19 protein-coding genes are annotated in these 24,375 nt (G+C 71.7%); 9 read left to right on the plus strand and 10 right to left on the minus strand.

From position 1 onward, the window contains the following. Positions 1 to 54: 54 nt before the first annotated feature. Positions 55 to 5,667, minus strand: coding sequence for an RCC1 domain-containing protein (locus I596_RS19055; RefSeq protein WP_083965634.1), 5,613 nt, complete (start codon positions 5,665 to 5,667; stop codon positions 55 to 57). A 337-nt stretch (positions 5,668 to 6,004) separates the two neighbouring features. Between I596_RS19055 and I596_RS18570 the strand changes: the two genes are divergently transcribed. Beyond that, complete coding sequence (locus tag I596_RS18570; RefSeq protein ID WP_067649874.1) at positions 6,005 to 8,188, plus strand: delta-60 repeat domain-containing protein; 2,184 nt, start codon at positions 6,005 to 6,007, stop codon at positions 8,186 to 8,188. A 40-nt stretch (positions 8,189 to 8,228) separates the two neighbouring features. Here I596_RS18570 and I596_RS15340 read toward each other — a convergent pair whose 3' ends face one another. Continuing rightward, positions 8,229 to 9,116, minus strand: coding sequence for a hypothetical protein (locus I596_RS15340; RefSeq protein WP_067649877.1), 888 nt, complete (start codon positions 9,114 to 9,116; stop codon positions 8,229 to 8,231). A gap of 253 nt (positions 9,117 to 9,369) precedes the next feature. After that, positions 9,370 to 9,579 (minus strand): cold-shock protein, encoded by a 210-nt coding sequence (locus tag I596_RS15345; protein ID WP_067649880.1) that lies wholly within the window; start codon positions 9,577 to 9,579, stop codon positions 9,370 to 9,372. 300 nt (positions 9,580 to 9,879) lie between these two features. On the opposite strand from I596_RS15345, the gene I596_RS15350 reads away from it, so the two are divergent. Together I596_RS15350 and I596_RS15355 are read left to right on the plus strand one after the other, a co-directional pair. Further along, the gene (locus I596_RS15350) at positions 9,880 to 11,160 is read left to right on the plus strand and encodes an MFS transporter (RefSeq protein ID WP_067649883.1); all 1,281 of its coding nucleotides are present in this window, start codon (positions 9,880 to 9,882) and stop codon (positions 11,158 to 11,160) included. Between the two features lie 57 nt (positions 11,161 to 11,217). Then, entirely contained in the window at positions 11,218 to 11,796 is a 579-nt protein-coding gene (locus I596_RS15355; RefSeq protein WP_067649886.1) for a hypothetical protein, read from the plus strand. On the opposite strand, the gene I596_RS15360 is transcribed toward I596_RS15355, so the two are convergent. The 6 genes from I596_RS15360 to I596_RS15385 form a co-directional block, all read right to left on the minus strand. Further along, positions 11,780 to 12,931, minus strand: coding sequence for a glycosyltransferase (locus I596_RS15360; RefSeq protein WP_067649889.1), 1,152 nt, complete (start codon positions 12,929 to 12,931; stop codon positions 11,780 to 11,782). The two genes, I596_RS15355 and I596_RS15360, sit on opposite strands and share 17 nt — an antisense overlap. Positions 12,932 to 12,970: 39 nt before the next feature. After that, a complete protein-coding gene (locus tag I596_RS15365) occupies positions 12,971 to 13,354 on the minus strand; it encodes a DUF2304 domain-containing protein (RefSeq protein WP_067649892.1) in 384 nt (127 codons plus the stop codon). Further along, positions 13,351 to 14,085 carry a glycosyltransferase family 2 protein gene (locus I596_RS15370; RefSeq protein WP_067649894.1) on the minus strand — a complete coding sequence of 245 codons (735 nt, stop codon included), beginning with the start codon at positions 14,083 to 14,085 and terminating at the stop codon, positions 13,351 to 13,353. Before I596_RS15370 ends, I596_RS15365 begins: the two co-directional genes overlap by 4 nt. A 120-nt stretch (positions 14,086 to 14,205) precedes the next feature. Then, positions 14,206 to 15,009: an ABC transporter permease gene (locus I596_RS15375; protein WP_067649897.1), complete on the minus strand. Its 804-nt coding sequence runs from the start codon at positions 15,007 to 15,009 to the stop codon at positions 14,206 to 14,208. Then, complete coding sequence (locus I596_RS15380) at positions 15,006 to 15,788, minus strand: ABC transporter ATP-binding protein (RefSeq protein ID WP_067649900.1); 783 nt, start codon at positions 15,786 to 15,788, stop codon at positions 15,006 to 15,008. The genes I596_RS15375 and I596_RS15380 overlap by 4 nt, the downstream gene beginning before the upstream one ends. A 28-nt stretch (positions 15,789 to 15,816) precedes the next feature. Beyond that, complete coding sequence (locus tag I596_RS15385) at positions 15,817 to 18,276, minus strand: M14 family zinc carboxypeptidase (RefSeq protein ID WP_083965635.1); 2,460 nt, start codon at positions 18,274 to 18,276, stop codon at positions 15,817 to 15,819. Positions 18,277 to 18,457: 181 nt separating this feature from the next. Between I596_RS15385 and I596_RS15390 the strand changes: the two genes are divergently transcribed. The 4 genes from I596_RS15390 to I596_RS15405 all read left to right on the plus strand — a co-directional run bounded on the left by I596_RS15390 (position 18,458) and on the right by I596_RS15405 (position 21,679). Continuing rightward, positions 18,458 to 19,438 carry a PhoH family protein gene (locus tag I596_RS15390; RefSeq protein WP_067649906.1) on the plus strand — a complete coding sequence of 327 codons (981 nt, stop codon included), beginning with the start codon at positions 18,458 to 18,460 and terminating at the stop codon, positions 19,436 to 19,438. After that, entirely contained in the window at positions 19,435 to 20,301 is an 867-nt protein-coding gene (locus I596_RS19060; RefSeq protein WP_067649908.1) for an SMP-30/gluconolactonase/LRE family protein, read from the plus strand. The genes I596_RS15390 and I596_RS19060 overlap by 4 nt, the downstream gene beginning before the upstream one ends. Positions 20,302 to 20,308: 7 nt before the next feature. Beyond that, on the plus strand, positions 20,309 to 20,779 hold the full coding sequence (gene ybeY, locus I596_RS15400) for an rRNA maturation RNase YbeY (RefSeq protein WP_067649911.1): 471 nt from the start codon (positions 20,309 to 20,311) through the stop codon (positions 20,777 to 20,779). A 183-nt stretch (positions 20,780 to 20,962) separates the two neighbouring features. Then, a complete protein-coding gene (locus I596_RS15405) occupies positions 20,963 to 21,679 on the plus strand; it encodes a hypothetical protein (RefSeq protein ID WP_150132196.1) in 717 nt (238 codons plus the stop codon). On the opposite strand, the gene I596_RS19315 is transcribed toward I596_RS15405, so the two are convergent. Then, positions 21,630 to 22,256 carry a LytTR family DNA-binding domain-containing protein gene (locus tag I596_RS19315; protein ID WP_425478779.1) on the minus strand — a complete coding sequence of 209 codons (627 nt, stop codon included), beginning with the start codon at positions 22,254 to 22,256 and terminating at the stop codon, positions 21,630 to 21,632. The genes I596_RS15405 and I596_RS19315 overlap by 50 nt on opposite strands. On the opposite strand from I596_RS19315, the gene I596_RS15410 reads away from it, so the two are divergent. Both I596_RS15410 and I596_RS15415 read left to right on the plus strand, forming a co-directional pair. Continuing rightward, a complete protein-coding gene (locus tag I596_RS15410) occupies positions 22,158 to 23,117 on the plus strand; it encodes a GlxA family transcriptional regulator (RefSeq protein ID WP_223303849.1) in 960 nt (319 codons plus the stop codon). The genes I596_RS19315 and I596_RS15410 overlap by 99 nt on opposite strands. A gap of 181 nt (positions 23,118 to 23,298) precedes the next feature. Then, on the plus strand, positions 23,299 to 24,315 hold the full coding sequence (locus I596_RS15415) for a DJ-1/PfpI family protein (protein WP_067649919.1): 1,017 nt from the start codon (positions 23,299 to 23,301) through the stop codon (positions 24,313 to 24,315). Positions 24,316 to 24,375 lie beyond the last annotated feature (60 nt).

Consider the following 24,375-nt stretch of genomic DNA (forward strand, 5'->3'; position numbering starts at 1 on the left):
CGCGCGATCCCTCCCGGGATCGCGCTGACAGGGTGTTCGTAGCTCGACAGCCGGTTAGTCGGCGTCGCCTTCGGGCGCGACGACCAGCGGCAGGGCCGACCGCAGCCGGTAGGCGACGGGCTGTCCGGCCAGCGGAAGCTGCAGCTCGGCACCGGCGACGCGAAGCCGTGCCGTCGGCGCGCCGGTCCCGCCGCTCGCGTCCTCCGGACGCGGTGCCGGCACCAGCGCCAGGCGAAGCTCGGCACCCGCGACCACCGCCAGCCAGCCGGTGGCATAGGCGTTGCCGCCTTCGTCCTGCGCGACCAGCCGCAGCCAGGTACGCACCCCGTGATTGAGCCGTTCCAGGCGGAACGCCCCGGATGCCGGCTGCAGGCCGTCCGGTACCGCTGCCAGCACGGTCTCGATCAGCGGCTGGCCCGGTGCCGGCCAGGTCAGGCCGAGCGTATCGCCGGTGGCGAGGGACGCGCTCACCGCGTCCAGCGGCAATGCACCCGGGTTCTCCGGCTCGAAGCCGTCGCGATGGATCACGACCTGGCCGGAGACCTCGGCCGTGTTGTTGCCCAGGTTCGGATCGCGATCGTCCATGGCCTGGGCCTGCGTCGTCACCGCGCCATCGGCTTCCCAGCGCACCGGTGCACTCACCAGGTAGCTGACACTGCCGCCGACCGGAATCGTCAGGCCGGCATCCCCGAGGTTGCCGGTGCCGCTGGCCGTACAGCCGCTGCCGGCCGCGTCGATGCACAGCCACGTGGCGAAGTCGAGATCCAGCGCCGGCGACAGGCTGCTCGCCACGCTGGCTGCGGTGGTCGGGTCCGGACCGAGGTTGCTGACGGTGACCACGTAGTCGAGCAGCTGGCCGCGCTGGGCGTAGTCCAGATGGGCGACCAGGCCGACCGCCAGGTCGGTCTGGGGTACCGGCACGCGGCCGACGCCCTGCAGGCCGAGCGTGGCGGTGACGCCGCCGGCGCTGCCGACGCCGAGCACGGCGGTCGCCGGTCCGGCGGCGGTCGGCGCGAAGCTGACGACGACCGCGCAGCTGGCCTGGGCCGGCAGCACGGTACCGCAGGCACTGGTGTCGGCCGTGAAGGCGCCGCCCGGTGCGGTGAAGTTGAGCTCGCTCGCGTCCGCCGCGCCGGTGTTGCGCAAGGTGGCGGTCAGCGGCGTGGCGGTGGTGCCGGTCTGGACCTCGCCGAAATCGAGGCTCGCCGGGTCGAAGGCCAGCACCGGCAACGGCGCGGCGACGAACGTGGCGATGACGTTCTGGTCGGCACTCATCGCCACCGTGCACGCGGCGCTGCCGCTGCAGGCGCCGCTCCAACCGCCGAACACGAAGCCGGAGGCCGGCGTCGCGGTCAGCTGCACGGCCGTGCCGGCCGCGTAGCGCTGCTCGCAGTCACCCGGACAGGCGATGCCGTCGCCGCTGACCAGGCCCTGGCCGGCGCCTTCGATCGCCACCGTCAGCAGGTACTCGGTGACGCTGCCGCACGGATCGTAGGCGACGCCGGCGCGCGTGCTGCGACCGGGGCTGCCGATTGCGCCGTTGTTCGAGGTCACCGAGCCTTCGCCGTCGGCGACCGCCGACAGCGTCCAGGCGAACACGTCGTCCGCGCCGAGACCCGCCGCCGACACCCAGCCGCTGGCGCCGGTCGTGCGAATGCTGCCCGGGAACGCCTGGTCGCCGTAGGTCAGGCGGTCCACCAGCGTGCCGCTGGCGTCGAAGAGGTTGATCTGGTCGGCGCGACCGAGGTTGTTGGTGTAGCCACCGAGGATCTTGGCGCCGGCGCACAGGCGCCAGTCGCTGCGGAACGCCTCGGTCTCGCTCTCGGCCAGCACCACCGACTCGCCCGGCTGCACGCTGCCGAAGCCGCTGAGGTCGAAGCCGATCGCCGGATCGGCGCTGTCGTCGTCGTAGCGCCAGCCGGTCATGTCGACCGCCGTCGTGCCGACGTTGGTCAGCTCGATGAACTCGCCGCCGGCGCCGTCGTACATCCATTCCGTGATGCGCATCGCCGGCCGGTCCGTCGGCACGGCGGCCAGCGTGAACGCCTGGCTGTAGGACTTCTGGTAGACCTGCTGCAGATCCTTGGTGGCACCGGTGCCGTAGAAGTTGGTGTCGCCGCTGTCGGTGATGACGCGCACGGTCGCGCCCTCCACCAGCGGATGCGGCACCGCGCCGATCGCCTCCCAGGCGCCGCCGGTCAGGCCGTCGTCGCTCGGCAGGGTCTGGTTGAACTGCGGCGCATGGTCCGGACGGCCGTCCCAGGTGTAGAGCGCCCAGGACTCGTTCTGCGGCGACGGACCGGCCGAGATCAGGTAGTCGCCCTGGGCATTGGACGCCAGCGCGCGGATGCTGCGGCCGCCGAGGTCGAGGAAGATCGGCGCGCCGAACACCGCCGGGCCGCTGCCGGGCGTGCCATTGGTGAGCGCGGCAGCGTTGAGCAGCGGCACGATCAGCGCATCGTAGCGACCTTCGCGCTGGATCGTCGGCGCGCGAAAGCCCAGGTAGACCGCCGAACCGTCGGGATTGAACTCCAATCCCTCGATGTTGAACCCGCCCGGCGCATTCGGCAGCACGCCGCCGGCGGTGGCGGCAATGAAGCCCAGCGCATTGGCGCCCAGGCCGTGGCCGTTGGTCTGGTCCCAGGCGCGCAGTTCCGCCCACAGGTTGTTGTAGCGGCCGCGGAACACCAGCTCCGTCCCGGCACCCGAGCCGGTGATCGTCGCCGCCACGAAGGTGCGGCGCTCCGGCCGCGCCGAGCCGCTGCGGTTGTTGCCGTGCGAGCCGGTCAGCAGCAGCAGGTCGCCCGAACGCGTGATGCCCTCGAAGTCGATCTCCGAGCTGGTCCCGAGCTGTGATGCGTTGAACGCCCAGGTCTTGACCGGCCGTCCGGTCTCGCCCGCGCGGTGCAGGAAGATCGTGTTGGTCTCGTCGTTGAGCAGGATCACGTAGCCATCACCGACGTCGAGCGCGGCCGAAGCGTCGCTGATGTGGTGGTGGTAGCGGCCGCTGGGGTCGGGTGCCTGCGTCGAGGAAGCGTACTGCAGCGTCGCCGACTGGCCGTTGCCGTCCGGGTCGGTGACGATGAAGGTCACATTGGAAAGGCCGCGCCCCACCGGCGCGAACGTCACGGTCCGCTCGGCGCCCTCGCCCGAAAGGGTCACGCCGGCCGGCGTGATCACGGACGCGTTCGCGGTCGTCACCTGGATCGTCAGGCCGGCCAGCGGGCTGTCCGGATCGGCGATCGTCAGCGTGGTGCCGAGGTTGGTCGGATCACCGACCGAGCCCACGACGATCGAATCGGCAGCCGTGATCGTCGGCGGCAGGCCGGTCACCGGCGCGAACGGCTCGACGAGCGTCGGCACCAGTGAAGGATCGGCCGTGAGCGACGGCCCGTTGCCCTGCTGGCCCTGGTCGTCGCGGCCCCAGCAGTAGAAGCGGCCGGCCGCGGTGGCGCCGCAGGTGAGGTTGTTCTCGGCACTCAGTTCGGTGAAGACCGTTCCGGGCGGCAGCGTCGCCGTTGCCACCGGATGCGGGCTGTAGCGCGAGGTACCGTCGCCGGTGCCGAGCGCGCCCCAGTTGGCGAAGCCCCAACAGTAGGCCGCGCCGGTGTCGAGGATGCCGCAGGTATTGGTACTGCCGCCTTCCAGCGCGATGAAATGCGTGCCGGCCGGGATCGTCGTCGTCACGACCGGATTGGGCAGCAGGATGTCCAGGCTCTGCGCGCCGTTGCCGACCGCGCCGTTGATGCCGGCGCCCCAGCAGTAGGCGACATCGCCGGTGGTCAGCGCACAGCTGTGGCTGTCGCCGGCGGTCACCGCCGCGAAGTGCGTCCCCGCCGGCAGTCCCGAGGTGACGACCGCGCTGATCGGAAGGTCGGTCTGGCCGCTGGTGCCGATGCCGAGCTGGCCGTTGCCGTTGCGACCCCAGCAGTAGAGGTTGCCGTCGCTGGCCAGGCCGCAGGTATGGCCGGATGCCGCGCTGAGCGAGACGAACGACGTATCGGCCGGCAGCCGCGCCATGTCCACCGGCGACGGGCTGGCCTGGTTGCCGGTGACGCCGGCCGGCAGGCCGAGCGGGCCGCTGCGGCCCCAGCAATACGCGGTGCCGGTCTCGGCGATGCCGCAGGCATGCGTGGAGCCGGCCGCCAGCGAGACGAAGCCCTTGCCGGCCAGCGGCGTCATGTCGACGGCGACCGGGGCGGGCTGGTTGGCGGTCACCGCCGCGCCGTTGCCGAGCTGGCCGTACTCGTCCTGTCCCCAGCAGTAGGCCAGGCCGTCGCTAGTCAACCCGCAGGCGAACGACATGCCCGCCACGATCGACGCGAACCGCGTTCCGGCCGGCAGGCCGGTCAGGTCCACCGGATACGGGCTGACCATGTTGGACGTCACGGCCGCGCCATTGCCCAGGCGCCCCCCCGCATCCGATCCCCAGCAATAAGGCAAGCCGCCGGCATCGAGTCCGCAAGCGAACTGCGAACCGGCCGCGATCGTGGCCAGCACCGGCGCCGGGCCGCCGCCGTCGCACGGATCATAGGCCGTGCCGGCGCGCGTGCTGCGGCCGGGGTTGCCGATCGCGCCGTTGTTCGAGGTCACCGAGCCTTCGCCGTCGGCGACCGCCGACAGCGTCCAGGCGAACACGTCGTCCGCGCCGAGACCCGCCGCCGACACCCAGCCGCTGGCGCCGGTCGTGCGAATGCTGCCCGGGAATGCCTGGTCGCCGTAGGTCAGGCGGTCCACCAGCGTGCCGCTGGCGTCGAAGAGGTTGATCTGGTCGGCGCGACCGAGGTTGTTGGTGTAGCCACCGAGGATCTTGGCGCCGGCGCACAGGCGCCAGTCGCTGCGGAACGCCTCGGTCTCGCTCTCGGCCAGCACCACCGACTCGCCCGGCTGCACGCTGCCGAAGCCGCTGAGGTCGAAGCCGATCGCCGGATTGGCGCTGTCGTCGTCGTAGCGCCAGCCGGTCATGTCGGCCGGCGCAGTGCCGACGTTGGTCAGCTCGATGTACTCGCCACCGGCACCGTCGTACATCCACTCCGTGATCCGCATCTGCGCCTGGGCGCCACCGCCGCACGGGTCATAGGCCGTGCCGGCGCGCGTGCTGCGACCGGGGCTGCCGATTGCGCCGTTGTTCGAGGTCACCGAGCCTTCGCCGTCGGCGACCGCCGACAGCGTCCAGGCGAAGACGTTGTTCGCACCGAGGCCCGCCGCCGATACCCAGCCGCTGGCACCGGTCGTGCGGATGCTGCCCGGGAACGCCTGGTCGCCGTAGGTCAGGCGATCCACCAGCGTGCCGCTGCCGTCGAAGAGGTTGATCTGGTCGGCACGGCCGAGGTTGTTGGTGTAGCCGCCGAGGATCTTGGCGCCGGCGCACAGGCGCCAGTCGCTGCGGAACGCTTCGGTCTCGCTCTCGGCCAGCACCACCGACTCGCCCGGCTGCACGCTGCCGAAGCCGCTGAGGTCGAAGCCGATCGCCGGATTGGCGCTGTCGTCGTCGTAGCGCCAGCCGGTCATGTCGACCGCCGTCGTGCCGACGTTGGTCAGCTCGATGAACTCGCCGCCGGCGCCGTCGTACATCCATTCGGTGATCCGCATCTGCGCCTGGGCGGCGCTGGCGGACAGCACGAGCAACAATCCGGCGGCCAGCCGGTATGTGCGAACAAAAGCCATGGTGGGTACTCCCCGAAAGAAAAAACGGCGGCGCCGCACGAAGGTGCAGCGACGAAGCGCGGGGAGTGTGGCCGGACATCGTTGCGGTCCCGTGATGCTGGCATGTCATCGGCGGCCGGGTCCGCCGTACACCGTCGGCGGCTGCGCGCGGGACCGTGGGACGCGGCCGGCGGGCGCCGTTGCGCGCCGGCGGCCGACCCGCAGCGCGGGGCCCGGCCATGACCGGAAGGCCGGGGTGACACACGGCGGCGCCGTCCTGCGCCCTGGGGCACGACAGACACCCCTCCGCCGCGCGGGTGCAGCCCCCGACCGCTTCGACGCCGACCACGGAACCGCCATGAACCCGACCCGCACCCCCGTCCCGCTCCGGTGCCTGCCGCTCCGCGCCGCGCGGCGTCCCACTGCGATCATCCGTTTCGCCGGGGTCCTCCTCGCGGCGCTCGCCGGGTCGATCCCCGCAGCGGCGCAGAGCCCGGCGCCGCTGCCCCGCCCCGACCTCCACCTGGTCGTCAACGGCAGCGTCCAGGCGCTGCTGCGGCTGCCCGATGGCAGCCTCGTGTTCGGCGGCACATTCACCTCGGTCAACGGCCAGCCGCGGGCCAACCTGGCCAAGCTGCGGCCCGACGGCACGCTCGATCCGGACTGGAATCCGGCCCCCGATCGCGAGGTCTATGCGCTCGCCGCCGACACGGCCGGCAATGTCTATGTCGGCGGCTGGTTCTACGCCATCGGCGGGCAGTCGCGCACGAACCTCGCCAAGGTCTCCGCCACCGGCACCGGCACGGCCGATGCGAGCTGGAATCCGGCGCCCGATTCGTTCGTCTATGCACTGGCGGTCGATGCCGGCGGCGCCGTCTATGCCGGCGGCCAGTTCGGCATGATCGGCGGCCAGAACCGTGCGAACCTCGCCAAGCTCGCCGGTACCGGCTCGGGCGCGGTGGACGCGACCTGGGACCCGGCGCCCGATTCCACCGTCCGTGCGCTCACCGTCGATGGCGCGGGCAATGTCTATGCCGGCGGCCAGTTCTTCCTGGTCGGCGGCCAGGCCCGCCGGTACATCGCGCGGATCTCGGGTGGCGGCGTGGTCGATGCCACCTGGAATCCGACGGCCAGCGGCCTGGTCGGCGCGCTGGCGCTCGATGGCGCCGGCGGCGTCTATGCCGGCGGCGAGTTCACGACGATCGGCGGCCAGGCCCGCCCCTATGTCGCCAAGCTCTCCACGGCCAACGGGACAGTCGATGCCGGCTGGAACCCGGCACCCGATCGCCGGGTCGGCGCGCTGGCCGTCGACGCCGCAGGCCATGTCTACGCCAGCGGCCTCTTCACGACGATCGGCGGCCAGGCGCGCAATGGCCTGGCCAAGCTGTCCGGCAACGGCAGCGGCGCGGCCGACGCGAACTGGAACCCCTCGCCCCAGGGCGGCCAGGTCAGCGCGCTGCTGGCCGACGCCGGCCGGGTGTACGCCGGCGGCAGCTTCTTCCATGTCGGTGGCGCCTACCGCCTGGGCCTGGCCATGCTCTCGGGCAGCGGCGTCGGCGCGCCCGGCGCTGCGGTGGATGCCGAAACACCGGCCCGCGCCGCCTCCCTGCTGCTCGAGCGTCCGTACGGCATGCTGGTCGGCGGCGAGTTCCTCAAGGCCAACGGCATCCTGGCGCCGTACGCCTTGCGGCTGAAGAGCGACGGCACGATCGACACCCATCCCAGCGCCGACGACGCGATCCTGGCGCTGGTGGCCGCCTCGCTCGGCGAGCCCGGCCCCTTGACGATATCCGGCGTGCTGCGGGCGGTGGTCGCCTTGCCGGACGGCAGCTTCGTGTTCGGCGGCGCCTTCACCTCGGTCGGCGGCACGCCGCGCAACTACCTGGCCAAGCTGCGGCCCAACGGCACGCTCGACCCGGACTGGAATCCGAACGCCGCCGGTGGCGGCGTCTACGCGCTCGCCACCGACGGCGCCGGCAACGTCTATGCCGGCGGCCGCTTCACCAGCGTCGGCGGGCAGCCGCGCAACCGCCTGGCCAAGATCGCCGGCAGCGGCACCGGAGCGGTCGATCCGGCCTGGAATCCCGGCGCCGACGAGGAAGTCAGTGCGCTCGCCGTCGATGCAGCCGGCCGCGTCTACGCCGGCGGCAGCTTCACCCATGCCGGCGGCCAGGCGCGCGCGCGACTGGCCAGGCTGGCCGGCACCGGTGCCGGCGCTGCCGATCCGTCCTGGAACCCCGGTGCCGATCGTGCCGTCACCGCACTGGCGACGGACCCGGCCGGCTGGGTCTACGTCGGCGGCAAGGTGTCGACCGTCGGCGGCATCGGCCGCGATCGCATCGCACGGCTGGATGCCGCTACCGGCGCCGTCGATCCGGACTGGAACCCGGGCGCCGATGCCGACGTGCTCGCGCTGGCACGCGCGTCGAGCGGCGTGATCTATGCCGGCGGCCGCTTCGATGTGATCGGCGGCGCATCGCGCAACGGCCTGGCCGCGCTGCCGGCCTCGGACGTGCTGTTCGCGGACGACTTCGAGCCGTAGCCGTCGGCGCGCACGGCAGAAGCGGCCGCAGGCGGCCGCTTCACAGGGCCAGGAACGAATAAGCCTGCATCAGATCCAGGGCGTGCCGGAACAAAGTGTAGGAAACACCCATCAGGATCGGCGCGGTCAGCGATCCGAGTCTGTCGAGCACGCGCTTCAAGCCGTGCAGGACGGAGTGGTTCGTGCTGATGGCCGCCACGACCAACCAGAGGAGGATCGCAAAGAACGTCGGCGTCACCGAGACCAGCATCAACGCGATGACGGGACCCCGGTTCGGAATCGCGATCTCCAGCCCCAGAAGCACGTCGATCAGGAACAGGCCGACGAGGGTGTATCCATGCATCACGGCCGGCGCGATGGCCAGCAGGAAGCCCGGATCGAACCGCTCGCCCATGGCGACCATCGCGGTGACGACCAACCCGACCATCGCCAACGACGCGCCGATGCACGCCGCGACGGTTCCCGACAGCGATGCCAACGTCGCCCGGGCCACCTGCCTGGCCAGGCCGCTCCCGCTCAGCCGCTTGTAGGCTCGAAAGAACCACACGACACACTGGTACTCGACCAGCCAATGCACCGGTACCGCCATCACGGCCCCCTGCGCCAGCTCAAGCGCGGCATCGCGCGCTGGCTCCGACCGCATCAGGTCGGCCGCCATCACGAGGCTCGCCACGCCAGCTACGCCCAGTCCCAGGGTCTTCAGGCGCGAAACGCGGCCGTTCCTGGTCAGGAAGAACACCCGCAGCAGATACTCGTAGAGCCGCTTGCGCAGGTCGGCAAGGGGATGGGCCGCCAGATCGGCCTCCACGGCCTGGGACATCTGCGCGAGCAGATCGCGCACCCGCTTGAACGACAGCAGCGCTCCCAGGACGAAGACCAGAACGGAAGCCAGCAACAGCGCCCAAATCGCTGCCTTGACGATCAGCACCGCATGCCCCCCTGAAGGCACTTCATGGGTCCGCCGGACGTCGCGACCGGCCGAGGGTCGACGCGTGCAGGCCGATCCCTCAGGGGGAGTATTACGGACGAGCCGCTGCGGTGGCTAGATGCCCGGCCGGCATCAGGCGGCGGCGAACGCTTCCCGCGGCACGGCGCATTTCCGCGCGGCGCCCAACAAAAAACCCCGGGTGTCGCCACCCGGGGTTTGCTTGGATCTGCCGCTGGGCGGCTGCGGGCGCTTCTTAGGCGACCTGGACCTCATCGGCCTGCATGCCCTTCTGGCCCTGCACGGCGACGAACGTCACGCGCTGGCCTTCCTGGAGCGACTTGAAGCCGCTGCCCTGGATCGAGCGGAAATGCACGAAAAGATCCGGGCCGCTTTCCGGCGTGATGAAGCCGAAGCCCTTGGCGTCGTTGAACCACTTGACGGTACCGTTCTGGCGATTGGCCATGTCTCTAACTCCTGACAACTCAATAAGTGATGAAATGGGTGTGGCCTACGAAAAAGCCGTCGGCCGGTACTGAGTTGCCAAGGAGAACGCGAGAGGGAACGAAGGAGCGGATCGAGCGATCAACCACATCGGGCCACGATTCACAGTGACCCTGGTAAACACAGTGCCGCCACTGTACAGGGGTTTTCGCCGCAAAGCGAGTGCAGGTTGCGCCGGCCGGCGGCGGACCCGTGCGTTCCGCCCCCCGCGGGTGCCAGAATCGGCGCCGCCCGGGGCGGGACCCGGAGGGGGACGGACCACATGGCGACACCCGCAGGCAACTCGCCGCGGCGCGTGCTGTTCGCGAGCCTGATCGGCACGACGATCGAGTTCTTCGATTTCTACATCTACGCAACGGCCGCGGTGCTGGTGTTCCCGCAGCTGTTCTTCCCGTCCGGCGACCCGGCCTCGGCCACCCTGCAGTCGCTGGCGACCTTCGCCCTGGCCTTCTTCGCGCGGCCGATCGGCTCGGCGCTGTTCGGGCACTTCGGCGACCGCATCGGCCGCAAGGCCACCCTGGTCGCCGCCCTGCTGACGATGGGCGGCTCGACCGTGCTGATCGGCCTGCTGCCGACCTACGCCTCGATCGGCCTGCTGGCGCCGGCCCTGCTGGCGCTGTGCCGGTTCGGCCAAGGGCTGGGCCTCGGCGGCGAATGGGGCGGTGCCGTGCTGCTGGCCACCGAGAACGCCCCGCCCGGCCGCCAGGCCTGGTACGGCATGTTCCCGCAGCTCGGCGCGCCGATCGGCTTCCTCTGCTCGACCGGCGTATTCCTGCTGCTGACCGCGTGGCTGGACGAGGCGCAGTTCCTCGCCTGGGGCTGGCGCATCCCGTTCCTGGCGAGCGCGCTGCTGGTGTTCGTCGGCCTCTACGTCCGCCTCAGGCTGACCGAGACGCCGGCGTTCCGCGCCGCGATCGCCAACGAGGAGCGCGTGCGCCTGCCGATGGCCACCGTGCTGGCGCAGCACCCGCTGGCGCTGGTGCTCGGCACCTTCGCGGCCACCGCCACCTTCGTGCTGTTCTACCTGATGACGGTCTTCGCGCTCAGCTGGGGCACCTCGGCTCTCGGCTACCAGCGCGAGCAGTTCCTGCTGCTGCAGATGGTCGGCGTGCTGTTCTTCGCCGCGACGATCCCGCTGTCGGCGGTGGCCGCCGACCGGCGCGGCCGCCGCGCGGTGCTGATCGGCGCCACGGTCGCGATCGGTGCCTACGGCCTGGCCTTCGCGCCGCTGTTCGGCGCCGGCAGCCCGGCCGGCGTGCTGGCGTTCCTGGCGATCGGCCTGGGCCTGATGGGGCTCACCTACGGCCCGCTCGGCACCGCACTGGCGGAGCTGTTCCCGACCGCGGTGCGCTACACCGGCGCCTCGCTGACCTTCAACCTCGCCGGCATCGTCGGTGCCTCGCTGGCGCCGTACATCGCCACCTGGCTGGCCGGCCACCACGGCCTCGCCTGGGTCGGCTACTACCTGTCGGCCGCCGCGGCGGTGTCGCTGGCCGCATTGCTGGCGATGCGGCCGCCAGGCGGCAGCCCCGCCGGCCGCTGACCGATGCCCACCGGGATCCGCCGCCGCGCAGCGCCGGCATCCCGGCCCGGCGGCGGCGTGTCCGCGATCACGCGCGGGACCTGGCGCTGCATTGCCTTCTTCGTGGCGGCCATCGCCGCGCTGCCGGCACCGGCCGCCGAACCCGCATCGGTCCGCGACTTCGACAACCCGCAGGTGGGGCGCATCCAGCTGCAGGTGCCGCCCGACTGGCTCGCCTACGAACGCCAGGACGGCGCCGGCACCACCTTCGTGCGGCTGCTGCCGCCCGATTCGCGCCGCTTCGGCCTGGAGATCCAGGTCAACACCCGCGAACGCCTCGGGCTGCCGGCGCTGACCGTGGATGGCCTTCCGGGCTACCTGGTCAGCCGCCTGTCCGGCCTGCTGCCGCGGTTCCTCGAGACCGCGGTGGCGCCGGTGCGCTTCGGTCCGGCCGGCGACGGCGCCTATGCGCGCCTGACCGACCGCCACCCGCGCCAGGGCGAGTTCCTGTTCCTGACGCGCGGCGTCCGGCTCGACGGCGAGGCCGTCATCGTCTTCACGCTGTATTCGAGCGACCACGACGCCAGCGTGCTGACGCCGGTGCTGGCCGTGGCGGCGAGCGTGACGATCGTGCGGCCGGTCAGCGCCGGCCGCTGACGCCGGCGATGACCTCGGTGTAGAGATCGAGGAACTGCGCGGCGGAACGGTCGAGCGTGAAGCGGGCCTCCCAGCGCGCACGGCCGGCCGCGCCGAGCCGGTCGCGACGCGCCGGATCGCCGCCGAGCAGCGCGATCGCCGCAGCCAGGTCCCCGGCGTCGCCCGGGGCCACGCGCAGGCCGGCGTCGTCGCCGACCACGCTGGCGATACCCGAGCCCGGCACGTCGCTGGCGATCACCGCACGGCCGGCCCGCATCGCTTCCAGCAGCACCACGCCGAACGCCTCGCCGCGGTCCAGCGACGGCAGCACCACGGCATCGGCCGCCACATAGGCCGCCGCCAGCACGGCATCGTCGACGGCACCGGCGAAGCGCACGCGCGCGGCAATGCCGAGCCGGTCGGCCAGCGCGGCCAGGCGCGGCGCTTCCTCGCCCTGGCCGATCAGCACCAGGCCGGCAGCGGGCGTCCGCGCCAAGGCGGCCAGCAGCACGTCGAACCCCTTGTAGGCGCTGAAGCGCCCCACCGCCAGCAGCCGCAGGCCGGTCCCGGCCGGCCAGTCCGGCGGTGCCGCGGCCACGGCCGGCGCCGGGCCGATGCCGAGCGGGATCGCCCGCGTCTTCGCCCGCCACGGTGCCAGCGCCCGGCTCGCCGCGCCGTAGGCTTCGGATGTGGTCACGACGGCGGCGGCGCGGCGCAGCAGCGCCTGCTCGAACGGGCGATAGACGCGGTAGGCCGCACGCAGGCGCCAGTCCGGCGTATCGGTCGGCACCTCCGCGTGCCAGTGCACCACCCAGGGCAGCCGCCGCGCCGCCGGGCTGGTCAACGCCCAGAACGCCGACGGGTTCGGCAGGTGCAGGTGCAGGACGTCCGGCCGGAAGCTGCGCAGCAGGCGCGCCAGGTGCAGTGCGAAAGCGGGGCTGAGCGGCGTGTAGAGCGGCGCGGCCAGACAGCCGGCACGCACCACCTCGATACCGTCGACCGTGGCCGATTCGGCGTACCGGCGACCGGCCGGCTGGTGTACCAGCGCGGCGGCCGCGTGGCCGCGGTCGCGCATCCATTCGGCCAGGTCCTGCGTGCAGCGCTCGATGCCGCCGCGCTGCGGTGCGTAGTACTTGCCGACGTGCAGGATGCGCATGGCGGCCTCAGCAGGACGGCGCCACGGCGCGCCGGACGCTCATTCGTCGTCGGAGACGAGGTCGAGGTCGCCTTCGGGCAGCTTGTAGCCGACCCGGTCCAGCTCCCGCTCGAGGATCGCCAGCTTCTGCGTCAACCGCCGCAGCTGCCGCTCCTGGCGCGAGCGCTCGATGTCGAGCTTGAGCAGGCGCAGCAGCACGAACGACAGGCCGATGATGATCGGCAGCACCGGCGCGTAGCTGATGCCGGTCGCGCGGCCGAGCCAGCCGACCAGGGCGGGAAACAGGCCGAGCACCAGCGTCGCCAGCGCCACGCCCAGCCACCAGACCGCATAGGGACCGTGCAGGTGGTCGCGCCGGACCAGGTAGAGGATCGCCAGTGCCAGGCCGATGCCGATGATGCCGGCGGTGAGCTGGGCGTTCATCGCCGCGCGCTCCCGGCGGGCGCCTGCCGCGGCGCACGGCGGCCGGCGTCGAAGCGCGCCAGGCACAGCACCGTCGTGTTGATCATGTAGCGCAGCACCACCCACCAGGACGCGAACACGCGCGAATGACCGTTGCAGCGCGGCCGCATCGGCGTGGGCACCTCGGCGATCGTGCGGCCTTCGCGCGCCAGCAGCATCAGCACGCCGACGTCCTGGAAGTCGAGCAGGCTCGCCTCGGGCGAGGCCAGGCGCGCCACCGCGCGGCGGTGGTAGAGCCGCAGGCCCGAGGTGAAATCACGCAGCGGCAGGCCGGTCAGCACGCGCAGGTAGTGCCAGGCGACGCGCTTGGGCCGGCTGAGCCGCTCGGTGCAGGTGCCGATCACCACGTCCGCTCCGCTGCGCGCCTGTTCGCCGAACAGCGCCGGCAGCGAGGACGGCAGGTGCTGGCCGTCCGCATCCAGGGTCACCACGCCGCCGTAGCCGCGCCGCAAGGCGTAGCGGATGCCGGCCTGGGTCGCCCCCCAGGCACCCAGCCCGATCGGCAGGACCAGCACCTCGGCGCCCGCCGCGCGGGCCGCCTCGGCGGTACCGTCGTCGCCGGCGTCGTCCACCACCAGCACGTCGCAGCCGAGCACCTGGCGGACGCCGCGCACGACTTCGCCCACCGTGGCCGCCTCGTTACGGGCGGGCATGACGGCCAGGCAATCGCGCGGATTCAAGGGCGGACGCATCGGGATCGGGGCGGGCCCGGCGAGAAAGGACCGCGATTCTCGGCAGTCACGCAAGCCGCTGTCAACCGCGGGCCCGCCGGAAACCGCGTAACGGCGCGGTTCCGGCCCGCCCGGCGCCGCTCAGCTGACGCTCTCGGCGCTGTAGCGCGCCAGCAGGCCGCTGCGCACCGCGCGGCGATGGATATGGACGAAGAACGCATAGGCCGCCAGCACCTCCAGCACCGCCAGCCCCAGCGCCCAGGCCAGGGTCTGGGCCGGAAACGGCTGGCCGGCGAGGATCGCCCGCATCCCCTCGAACACGTAGGCCGGCGGCAGCAGGTGGGCGACCCACTGCATCCACGCCGGCAGGATCGACAGCGGATAGAACACCGCCGCGAACGGCGACAGCAGCGCCGGGATCGGCCAGATCAGCCATTCGGACGCCGGTCCCAGCCGCAGCACGATCGCGCTGGCCAGGATCCCCAGCCCCACGCCGAACAGCAGCAGGACCAGCAGGAACGGCACGAAGGCCAGCCCGTAGGCGAAGAACGACAGGCCGAACACCCCGGTCGCCAGCGCCAGCATGACCGCCAGGCTGATCGCGCCGGTCGCCAGGCTGGTCAGCACCAGGCCGGTCACGTATTCGGAGATCGCCAGCGGTGTCGCGAACAGGTTCAGGAGGTTGCGCGCCCAGATGTCCTCGAAGAACGCGGTCGTCACGCCGTGCATGATGCGGCCGAAGAAATTCCACAGCAGCACCGCGCCGAGCAGACCGAGCGCCAACGCCGGCCCGGCATCCGACAGCGTGGCCAGGTAGCGCGTGATGAAGCCCCACAGCACGATGTCGATCGCGCTCCAGGCGAAGGCCGGCACCAGCCGGGTCGGGCTGGCGCGCATCAGGTAGAACTGGCGCAGCACGATCGCGCCGACACGACGCAGTTTCATCGCTCCCCCTCGGCCGCCAGCGGCTGGCGCGCCAGGCGGATGAACAGCGCGTCCAGCGAATCGGCACCGTGCTGGTGCGGCAGCGTGCGCGGATCGCCTTCCAGCAGGATGCGCCCCTGCGCCAGGAACAGCACGCGGTCGCAGACTGCCTGCACCTCGTGCATGTTGTGCGAGGTCCACAGGATGCCGCCACGACCACGGTCGGCGATGCCGCGGATCAGTGCGCGCAGGTCCTGGGCCGTCGCCGGGTCCAGCGAGGCGGTCGGCTCGTCCAGCAGCAGCAGGACCGGATCGTTGAGTACCGCCTTGGCCAGGCCCACACGCGTCTGCTCGCCCGAGGACAGCAGACCGCAGCGCGTGTCGGCGAAGCGCACGAGGTCGAACTCGGCCAGCAGGTCCTCGATGCGGCGGCCGAGGTCCGGCACCTCATAGAGCATGCCGAACCAGCGCAGGTTCTGGCGCACGGTCAGGTTGCCCGGCAGCGCCGCGTAGACCGCTGCGAAATTGCTGCGCGCCAGCGCCTGCGAACGGTGGCGCGCCAGGTCCACGCCGTCGATCCGGATGCTGCCCGCGCTCGGCGCCAGCAGGCCCAGGATCATGTTGATCGTGGTCGTCTTGCCGGCGCCGTTGGGGCCGAGCAGGCCGACGATCTCGCCGCGGCCGACCGTGAAGGCGATGCCGTCCACCGCCGTCGTCGCGCCGTAGCGCTTGGCGAGATCGGCGACGGCGAGTACCGGCGCGGCGCCCGGGCCGGCGCGCCCGGCGCCGATCGCCGTCATCGGCAGGCTCCGACGTGTCGGAGCCGCATCACGGCTCGAACCCGTCGTCGAACAGCGGATCGACGCCGGCCCGGCACTGCGCGTCCGGCAGGCCCACCGTCAGGTTGTCCACGCTCCAACCGTCGAACTCACCCGAGGCGTCGCTGCGCGTGCGCAGGCGCAGTTGGACGCTGCCCTGTCCCGCCAGCTGCGGCAGGTCCAGCGTCACGCGCCGCCACTGCGCACGGCCGCTGCAGCGGTAGACCTCGCTCCAGACCGCATGCGCCGCGTCGGTCGACACCTCGACGACACCGGTATCGTAGGTTTCCTCGGTGTAGCAGCGCTCGTCGAAGGCCAGCGACACCGCCGCGTAGCCGGACAGGTCCAGTGCCGGCGAGACCAGGCGCAGGTCCGTGCTCGACGGATAGCGCCCGCCCGGGCTGTCGTTCCAGACGTGCTGGCCGGTCACCGTCGGCTCGATGCCCCAGCCGCCGGTCGCCGGCTGCGGCGTCCAGCCGGCATTGCCGGCCTCGACGTCGTCGGCGAACGCGTTGCACTGCGGACTGAGCGCGATATCGCGCGTGCGCGTCGCGCCGGCCACCAGCGCGAGGTTCTCGATCCGCTCGGTCAGGTAGCCGAAGCGGCGCGCCTCCAGCACCGCCGATCCCGGATGCGCATGCAGGCGGTAGCTGCCGTCGCTCGCGGCGGGCAGCGCGCGGACGTCGCCGTCGCTCTCCACCAGGCGCACCCCGGCCGCCAGCGGCAGCCCGGTCGTGCGGTCGGTGACGGTACCGGCGACCGTCGCCACCGTGCCGGCCGCCGCCACCTCGACGAAGGCCGAGGCCGGCGGACCGTCCGCGCCGGCGGCGTTGCGCGCCTGCACGTGCACGGGGTGGCGGCCGGCCCCGAGCGCAGCGGCGCTGACCGGCGCCGATACCGCCTCGGCGGCCTGGTCGAAGGCGCCGTCGTCCGCCGTCAGCGGCAGGCTGGACGCCGCGTGCCACGGCAGGGCGTCGATGCTCGCGCTGGCCGCGGTGATCGCGAACACCGGCTGCGCGGCGCCGTAGACGTTGTAGCCGCCGTCGTCCGCCCGGGCGCGGATCCGCGCCGTCTCGCCGGCGAGGATCAGGTTCGGCTCCACGCGCACCTCGGCCACGTCCGGCCCGGCCGGCAGCCGGTACGGCGCCGCCAGGTTGCGCGCGATGTAGCGCAGTCCCGCCAGGTTCTTCGGCCAGGTGTCGTCCTCGAACGCCGCGCAGTCCTGGAAGAAGTCCAGGCCGCCCAGCTCGATCGTGTAGGCCGCCACGCCGAGCGCGCCGTAGGCCGTATCGGGCGTGGTGCCGCTGGTCGCGCCGATGCCGTTGGAGACGATCGGCAGGTATCCGTTGTGCCAGCCGATGCGGCGCGCGAACGTGGTCAGCTGCGGCGCGTTCGGCGCCGGCGTCGCGGTGTCGCCCCACGGCCACAGCACCAGCCGGCCGTTGCTGTGCAGGTCCAGCACCACGCCGGTGACCGTGTCCGCTGCCGGCGTGGTGCGGTCGTCGAGGCGGCGGTCGGCGAACAGGCCGCCCGCATACGGCGCGCCGGCCGAGGCCTGCACACCGGCGACATAGGCCATCACCGCCTGCGTCTCCGGCTCCGACGCCGCCGCCGGCCCGCGGAACGTCTGCGTGCACGGATCGGCGCTGGCGCCGCCCGCGTTCCAGTTGAACGGATAGTTGCGGTTGAGATCGACGCCCGCGTGGTAGCTGCCGGTCGGCGGCTGCGCCGTGCAGGCGCCGAAGGCGTCGTCGGCGTTCTTGCGCCAGAGCACGCCGGTCTCGGCGATCTTGCGACCGTCCGGGTTGGCCTGCACCAGCAGATGGATCTGGTAGTGGTCGAGCAGCGTCGTCGCGTCCGCGTCGCGGCCGTAGCCGGTCGCCAGCCACTCGCCGAAGCGCAGCGCCGCCTCCGCCGTCACGTACTCGCGCGCATGGATGCCGCCCAGCACGAACAGCGCCGGCTTGTCCGGGAACGTGCCCGCCGTCGCCGCCTGGGTCAAACGCAGCACCTTGAGCGCGTGACCCGCGCCGGGGTCCTGGGTGCGCCGCCACGACGGCCCGATCTCGACCACCGAAGCCAGGGCCGGATACGTCGCCGCCAGTTGCTGCATGCGCGCTTCGGACTCCTCGACCGTGCGGTAGCAGGCGTAGCCGGGGATGCTCTCGGCGGCGCCGTGGCGCTCCAGGTCCTGCAGGCGCGCACTGGCCACCGCATCGATGCGTACCGCGAATCCGGCCGCGCCCAGGCGCGCCAGCGTCGCGCCGTCGGCCACCGCCGTGACCCGCCGGCGCAAGGGATCGACCGCGGGATGGCCGAACTCCGTCGCCAGCCGGTCGCGCTCGGCGTCGTCGGCATAGTCGATCTCGGCGATCCAGCTCGCTGCCGGCACGGCCAGCGGCCATCCGAGCGCAGCGGCCAGGACCGGGGCGAGACAGCGGCGCGAACGCAATCCAGCGGCGGCGGGCATGACGGACCATCCTGATCGGCGACGAGCGCCGGATGGTAGCTGCCGGGCGGTGCGAAGGCCACGCGCTGGAGGTCATGCAGCGGCCGTGGCGCAGCGGACTCGTCCGCCGGATGAATGCTGGACGCTGCGCGCCGCGTGTTCGGGTGACGCCGGCCGGGCGGCGCGCTACCCTCGCGCGCCTATGACCGAACCCACCCAGCACGATTTCACCCTGGAGCCGGACGACAACGAACGGCTGTCGAACCTGGTCGGCCCGTTCGACGAGCACCTGCGCCAGATCGAACTGCGGCTCGGCGTCGAGATCGCCAACCGCGGCCACGTGTTCCGCGTGATCGGCGACGCGCGGCCGGTGCAGCTGGCCACGCGCCTGCTGCAGCGCCTCTACGCCGCCACCGCCGACGAGGTGCTGACCGCGCCCCAGATCAACCTGCACCTGCAGGAGTCGGGCATCGAGGCGATCGCCGCCGAGGCCGCCGAAGGCGTCCAGGACGTCAGCGTCAAGGTCAAGCGCGGCACGATCCGCGGCCGCGGTCCCAACCAGGCGCGCTACCTGCACGCGATCGCCACCCACGACATCAACTTCGGCATCGGCCCGGCCGGCACCGGCAAGACCTACCTCGCCGTCGCGATGGCGGTCGACGCGCTCAACGACAACCGCGCCCAGCGCCTGATCCTGGTGCGTCCCGCGGTGGAGGCCGGCGAGAAGCTCGGCTTCCTGCCCGGCGACCTCACGCAGAAGGTGGACCCGTACCTGCGTCCCCTCTACGACGCCCTCTACGAGATGCTCGGCATCGAGCGCGTGACCAAGCTGATCGAGCGCAACGTCATCGAGATCGCCCCGCTCGCCTACATGCGCGGACGCACCCTGAACGACTCGTTCGTGATCCTCGACGAAGCGCAGAACACCACCGTCGAGCAGATGAAGATGTTCCTGACACGCATCGGCTTCGGTTCCGTCGCCGTCGTCACCGGCGACGTCACCCAGACCGACCTGCCGCGCCACATCCGCTCCGGCCTGCGCGACGCCATCGAGGTGCTGCGCGACGTCGAGGGCATCAGCTTCACGTTCTTCAACGCCAAGGACGTCGTCCGCCACCCGCTGGTCCAACGCATCGTCCGTGCCTACGAGGCGCACGAAGGCCTACCGAAGGAAGCCCCATGATCACCCCGTACCGCCGCCTGGCGGCGCTCGCCCTGCTCGCCGCCCTGCCGGCTGCCGCGCAGACCTACAACGGGCCCGAAAGCGTGGAGGCACATCCGCGCCTCAAGCGCCTGCTGGTCAGCAATACCGGCGGCGGCAACGTGCTCGCACGCGCCGAGGACGGCACGCTCAGCGTGTTCACGTCCGACCCGTCCTCGCCGTACGGCATCGAGCTGCTGGCCGGCACGCTGTTCGTGCTCGACTCCGGCCGCGTCAAGGGCTACGACATCGACAGCGCCGCGCCGGTGATGAACCTGCCGCTGACCGGCGCCGCGTTCCTCAACGGCATCACGTCCAACGGCCTGGACACGCTCTACGTCAGCGACTTCAACGGACGGCGCATCTACCAGGTCGGCGTCGCCGACCTCGGTGCGCCGACGCAGGTCGAGCTGACCTCCACCGGCACCGCGACGCCGAACGGCGTGGTCTACGACCGCGACGGCAACCGCCTGCTGATCGCGACCTGGGGCAGCAATGCCAAGGTGCTGAGCCTGGACCTCGGCACGCCCGGCGCGACGCCGCAGACACTGATCCAGACCACGCTCGGCAACATCGACGGCATCGTGCTCGACTGCCGCGGCACGCTCTTCGTCGCCGCCTGGAGCGGCTGCGGTACCGCCGGAGGCTGCCTGCGCCGCTTCGACCCGCCGTTCGCGATCGACTCGCCGGCCGTCGTCGTCGCCAATGGCCTGGCCAATCCCGCCGACATCGACTACGACATGCGCACGGCCGAGATCACCGTGCCCGAATCCGGCGGCGCGCGCGTCAGCCTGCATCCCAGCAGCTGCGGTCGCTCCCTCTTCATCGACGACTTCGAGCGGTGATGCCGGCTTGACCGCCGAACCGACCGTGCACCTGTCGCTCGCCGTCGGCCTGCTGCGCCGCGGCCTGCCACAGCGCACGAGCTTCGCGCGCTGGGTCGCCGCGGCCGTCGCCGCCGCCCGCCGCCGCCGCGCGACCGAGCTGTCGATCCGCCTGGTCGGCGTCGACGAAGGGCGGCTGCTCAATGTCCAGTACCGCGGTCGCGACTACGCGACCAACGTGCTGTCGTTTCCTGCCGACCTGCCACCAGGTCTCCGGCTGCCGCTGATCGGCGACCTGGTGATCTGCGCACCGGTCGTCGCGCGCGAGGCCGCCGAACAGGGCAAGACCGCCCGCGACCACTACGCCCACCTCACCGTCCACGGTGTGCTGCACCTGCTCGGCTACGACCATGAAGCCGACGCCGACGCCGAGCGCATGGAGGCGCTGGAAACGCGCGTGCTGGCCGGGCTGGGCGTGGCCGACCCGTATCGCGATTGACATGCACGACGGGTGATCCGGCCTCGGCCGGCGTTTCGAGCTGAAGCCCATCCCGGCCGCAGCACCCCGATCTGTTTCGGCCACCCCCACTCCGCTGCAACGGTAGTGCCCCCATCACCGTCCGTATCCGTGCCGGCACCCCGAGTGCGGGGAGATGCCGGCGCTTCGATGAAGGGAGGCCTCATGAAGATGCAACGAGCATGGCGAGTTCGGTTGCTGGCTTTGGGGTTGGCAGCCGCCCAGACTGCTACGGCCCAGACTGCGGGCGTAGTCGAAACATACGACCAGATACCACCCTGGCTACTGGGTTCGGGAACTGCGGAGTATCCATCCGAAGGCGGCAATCCCGGCGCGCATGCGCGGATGTACCAGCCCTACATCGACGGCTTGTTCTTTTCGTACTGGAATGGCTGGTCCGAATTCTTCGTCGGCAATTACGCGTCCAGCGTGGCCGTGACCTTCGGTCTGGACCTGAAGGTCGAGCGGATTCATCACTTTTCCGGACTGCCTCTTCCCGCCAAACTTTGGGTGAGAATCGGTAACACCGAGCGAACGGCGGTCGTGGTGTATCACCTGGCAGACATGGCGGAGGGGCAGGACTGGCGTACGCTGCGTCTCACATGGAATCCACGCAGTACAGTTCTGCCCGACGGCTGGGTTGGCTTTACGAGCAGTCCCTACACATTAGCGCCGGGGCTGCCCGAGGGCATCAGTTTCGCCGACGTGATGGCCAATGTCGGCTATGTTTCCCTGACTACGGACCAGCTGGGCGCGTTCACCCCCGGCCATAGCCTTGGGTTCGACCTACGGGTCGACAACCTGATGATCGTTCACTACGGCGACGTTGTTTTCAAGGGTGGATTCGAAGGCGTCGAGCGGTCCGACCCCGGCGGCATCTAGGCGTTCGACCACCACGAGCAACACGACGAGGAGGTCCACGTCGCCGCCCCCGTAGACGCGGACGTGCCCTGCCACGCTGGCACATTCGGAACAACAGCGCACGCAGCTTGCGTGCGCCTTCCCGGCTGGTGCGCAGCGTTTCGCCGTTGCGCGGGGCGACCCGGAAGCAGCCGCTGCCGGCCGGCTCGGCCCGGTCGAAAGGGTCGAGGTCGACGATGCCGGAACGATGGATGCGCACGAAGCGCGTGGGATCGAGGCGGCGCTCGAACTCGCCGAGGCTGCGCATGCTGGCCGGGCTGGGCGTGGCTGCCCCCCTATCGCGATTGACACCGGCGACGGGTGATCCGGCCGCGTCACGCACCGGCGCCGCACGGCAGGCGCCCGGATCGCCGGGCGCCGCTTCCGCTACCCTTTCGCGATGCGTCCCCCGCCTTGCCCTGCCACACCGCCGCTCGCCCTGCCTGCACGGACCGTTTGCATGCTGGTCTACGACGACGCCCAATCGCTGGACGTCAACGGGCCGCTGGAGGTGTTCGCGCTGGCCGACCGGCAGGCCCGCGAGGACGACCCGGGCCATCCGCCGCTGTACCACCTGCGCCTGGTCGCGCAGCGGCTGGGGCCGGTCACGACGGCCTCCGGACTGCGCCTGATGCCGGACCTGCGGTGCGAGGACCTGCCGGCGGACACCGACACGCTGCTGGTCTGCGGCGGCATGGGCGATGCACTGGACCGTGCGCGCGCCAATGTGGACCTGGTCGCCTGGCTGCGGGACGCCGCGCCGCGCGTGCGCCGGGTCGCCTCGGTGTGCAGCGGCGCGTTGCTGCTGGCCGAAGCCGGGATCCTGGACGGGCGCCAGGCCACCACGCATTGGCGCGACGTGAAGGACCTGCAGCGCTATCCGCGCGTGCGCGTCCTGCCCGACGCGATCTACACCCGCGATGGGCCGGTCTGGACATGCGCCGGGATTACCGCGGGCATGGACCTGGCCCTGGCGATGGTGGCCGCCGACCACGGCCTGCCGCTGGCGCTCAAGGTGGCCAAGCGCATGGTGATGACGAGCAAGCGCGCCGGCGGGCAAAGCCAGTTCAGCGACCAGTTGGAGGCCCTGGACCTGCCCGACCCACTCGCACGGCTCGCCGCCTGGATCCGCGCCAACCTGCGCGCCACGCTCGGCGTCGCCCAGCTCGCGCAACGGCTGCACATGAGTCCGCGCCAGTTCGGTCGCCGCTTCCAGGCCGCGTTCGGTACCACGCCGCACACCTATGTCGAGCGGTTGCGCGTGGAAGCCGCCAAGCCACTGCTGGAGAGCTCCGACAAGGACATCAAGCGCATCGCCGCCGAGTGCGGCTTCCCGTCCGCCGAGGCGATGCGTCGCGCGTTCGCACGCCAGCTCGGCGTCTCCCCCAGCGACTATCGGACCCGGTTCGGCATGCCCTAGCGCGTGTTGCGGGCATTGAGCCGGTGCCAAGGGCCCTCGAGATCCACGGCACGCTCCAGCAACAGTCGATCCGGCAGCCGGCAAAGCATCGATTGTCCGTATCTGCAGGCCGGTTGTCCGCATTTGCGCGTCCGTCCTGCCTAGGCTGCGGTGTTCACGCCCCCGCATCCACCGGTGCCCCATGCGCTCCGCCTCGGCCCCCACCCTCGTGCTCGCCATGTTCTTCGCGCTCGCGCTTTGCTCGCCCGCCTCCGCCGCCCATACCCCGCGCTCCGATCCACCGGTCACGGTCGGCATCGTGTTGTTCGATGACGTGGAGATCATCGATTTCGCCGCGCCGTACGAGGTGTTCGGCACCGCCGGCTTCGGCGTCGTCACGGTTTCGCGCGACGGCAAACCGATCACCACCGCGATGGGCCTGACGGTGACGCCGGACCACGGCTTTGCCGATGCGCCCGCCTTCGACGTGCTGCTGGTGCCCGGCGGCGACGTCGGCGAGGCCCAGCGCGACAGGGCGCTGCTGGACTTCATCCGCCAGCGCACCGCATCGGCACGCCACGTGCTCTCGGTATGCACCGGCGCCTCGATCCTCGGCGCCACGGGCCTGCTCGACGGGCTGAAGGCCACCACCTACTTTCCGCGGCTGGGCGAGCTGGCGCAACGCTATCCGAAGGTGCAGGTGGTCGCCGATGTGCGCTGGACCGACAACGGCAAGCTGATCACCTCCGCCGGCCTGTCCTCCGGCATGGACGCCGCGCTGCACGTGGTCGCCCGGCTGCGCGGCGAGGACGCCGCCCGCACGGCCGCCCTGCAGCTGGAGTACGACTGGCAACGCGAAGGCGGCTTCGTCCGCTCGCGCATGGCCGATCGCTACCTGCCCCGGCAGCTGGATACCCGCATCCGCTGGCCCGCCGACCTCGCGATCACGCAGCTGGTCTCCTTCGGCGACGAGCGCCACTGGCGCAAGCGCTACCGCGTCACCACCACGACCGCGGCCGAAGCCTTGCTGGCACGGATCGCCGACGGCGTCGAGAATGTCGGCGGCTGGACGCGCGACGGCAAGGACGGCTGGCGCTGGCACGCGACCGCCGACGGCCGCCGCGTGACCATGGCACTGGCGACGACGCCGGCCGCGACCGCCGGCAGCTACGAACTGGAACTGACCGTCGCAGTAGCGGCCGCCGCGCCGGGCCGCTGAGACGCCGGTGCTCCGGCCGAACCAGCCGTCACGCAGAACGAACGACGAAGGAGTACCCAT

This window comes from Dokdonella koreensis DS-123 (assembly GCF_001632775.1).
GTDB lineage: Bacteria > Pseudomonadota > Gammaproteobacteria > Xanthomonadales > Rhodanobacteraceae > Dokdonella > Dokdonella koreensis.

Bases quoted from the DNA above. Each gene is read 5' to 3' on its own strand.
- I596_RS15350 (WP_067649883.1), top strand. From the start codon at position 9,880: ATGGCGACACCCGCAGGCAACTCGCCGCGGCGCGTGCTGTTCGCGAGC.
- I596_RS15365 (WP_067649892.1), bottom strand. From the start codon at position 13,354: ATGAACGCCCAGCTCACCGCCGGCATCATCGGCATCGGCCTGGCACTG.
- I596_RS15375 (WP_067649897.1), bottom strand. From the start codon at position 15,009: ATGAAACTGCGTCGTGTCGGCGCGATCGTGCTGCGCCAGTTCTACCTG.
- I596_RS15370 (WP_067649894.1), bottom strand. From the start codon at position 14,085: ATGCGTCCGCCCTTGAATCCGCGCGATTGCCTGGCCGTCATGCCCGCC.
- I596_RS19055 (WP_083965634.1), bottom strand. From the start codon at position 5,667: ATGGCTTTTGTTCGCACATACCGGCTGGCCGCCGGATTGTTGCTCGTG.
- I596_RS15390 (WP_067649906.1), top strand. From the start codon at position 18,458: ATGACCGAACCCACCCAGCACGATTTCACCCTGGAGCCGGACGACAAC.
- I596_RS15415 (WP_067649919.1), top strand. From the start codon at position 23,299: ATGCGCTCCGCCTCGGCCCCCACCCTCGTGCTCGCCATGTTCTTCGCG.
- I596_RS15360 (WP_067649889.1), bottom strand. From the start codon at position 12,931: ATGCGCATCCTGCACGTCGGCAAGTACTACGCACCGCAGCGCGGCGGC.
- I596_RS15410 (WP_223303849.1), top strand. From the start codon at position 22,158: ATGCTGGTCTACGACGACGCCCAATCGCTGGACGTCAACGGGCCGCTG.
- I596_RS15385 (WP_083965635.1), bottom strand. From the start codon at position 18,276: ATGCCCGCCGCCGCTGGATTGCGTTCGCGCCGCTGTCTCGCCCCGGTC.
- I596_RS18570 (WP_067649874.1), top strand. From the start codon at position 6,005: ATGAACCCGACCCGCACCCCCGTCCCGCTCCGGTGCCTGCCGCTCCGC.
- I596_RS15405 (WP_150132196.1), top strand. From the start codon at position 20,963: ATGAAGATGCAACGAGCATGGCGAGTTCGGTTGCTGGCTTTGGGGTTG.
- I596_RS15380 (WP_067649900.1), bottom strand. From the start codon at position 15,788: ATGACGGCGATCGGCGCCGGGCGCGCCGGCCCGGGCGCCGCGCCGGTA.
- I596_RS19060 (WP_067649908.1), top strand. From the start codon at position 19,435: ATGATCACCCCGTACCGCCGCCTGGCGGCGCTCGCCCTGCTCGCCGCC.
- I596_RS15345 (WP_067649880.1), bottom strand. From the start codon at position 9,579: ATGGCCAATCGCCAGAACGGTACCGTCAAGTGGTTCAACGACGCCAAG.
- I596_RS19315 (WP_425478779.1), bottom strand. From the start codon at position 22,256: ATGGCCCGGGTCGTCCTCGCGGGCCTGCCGGTCGGCCAGCGCGAACAC.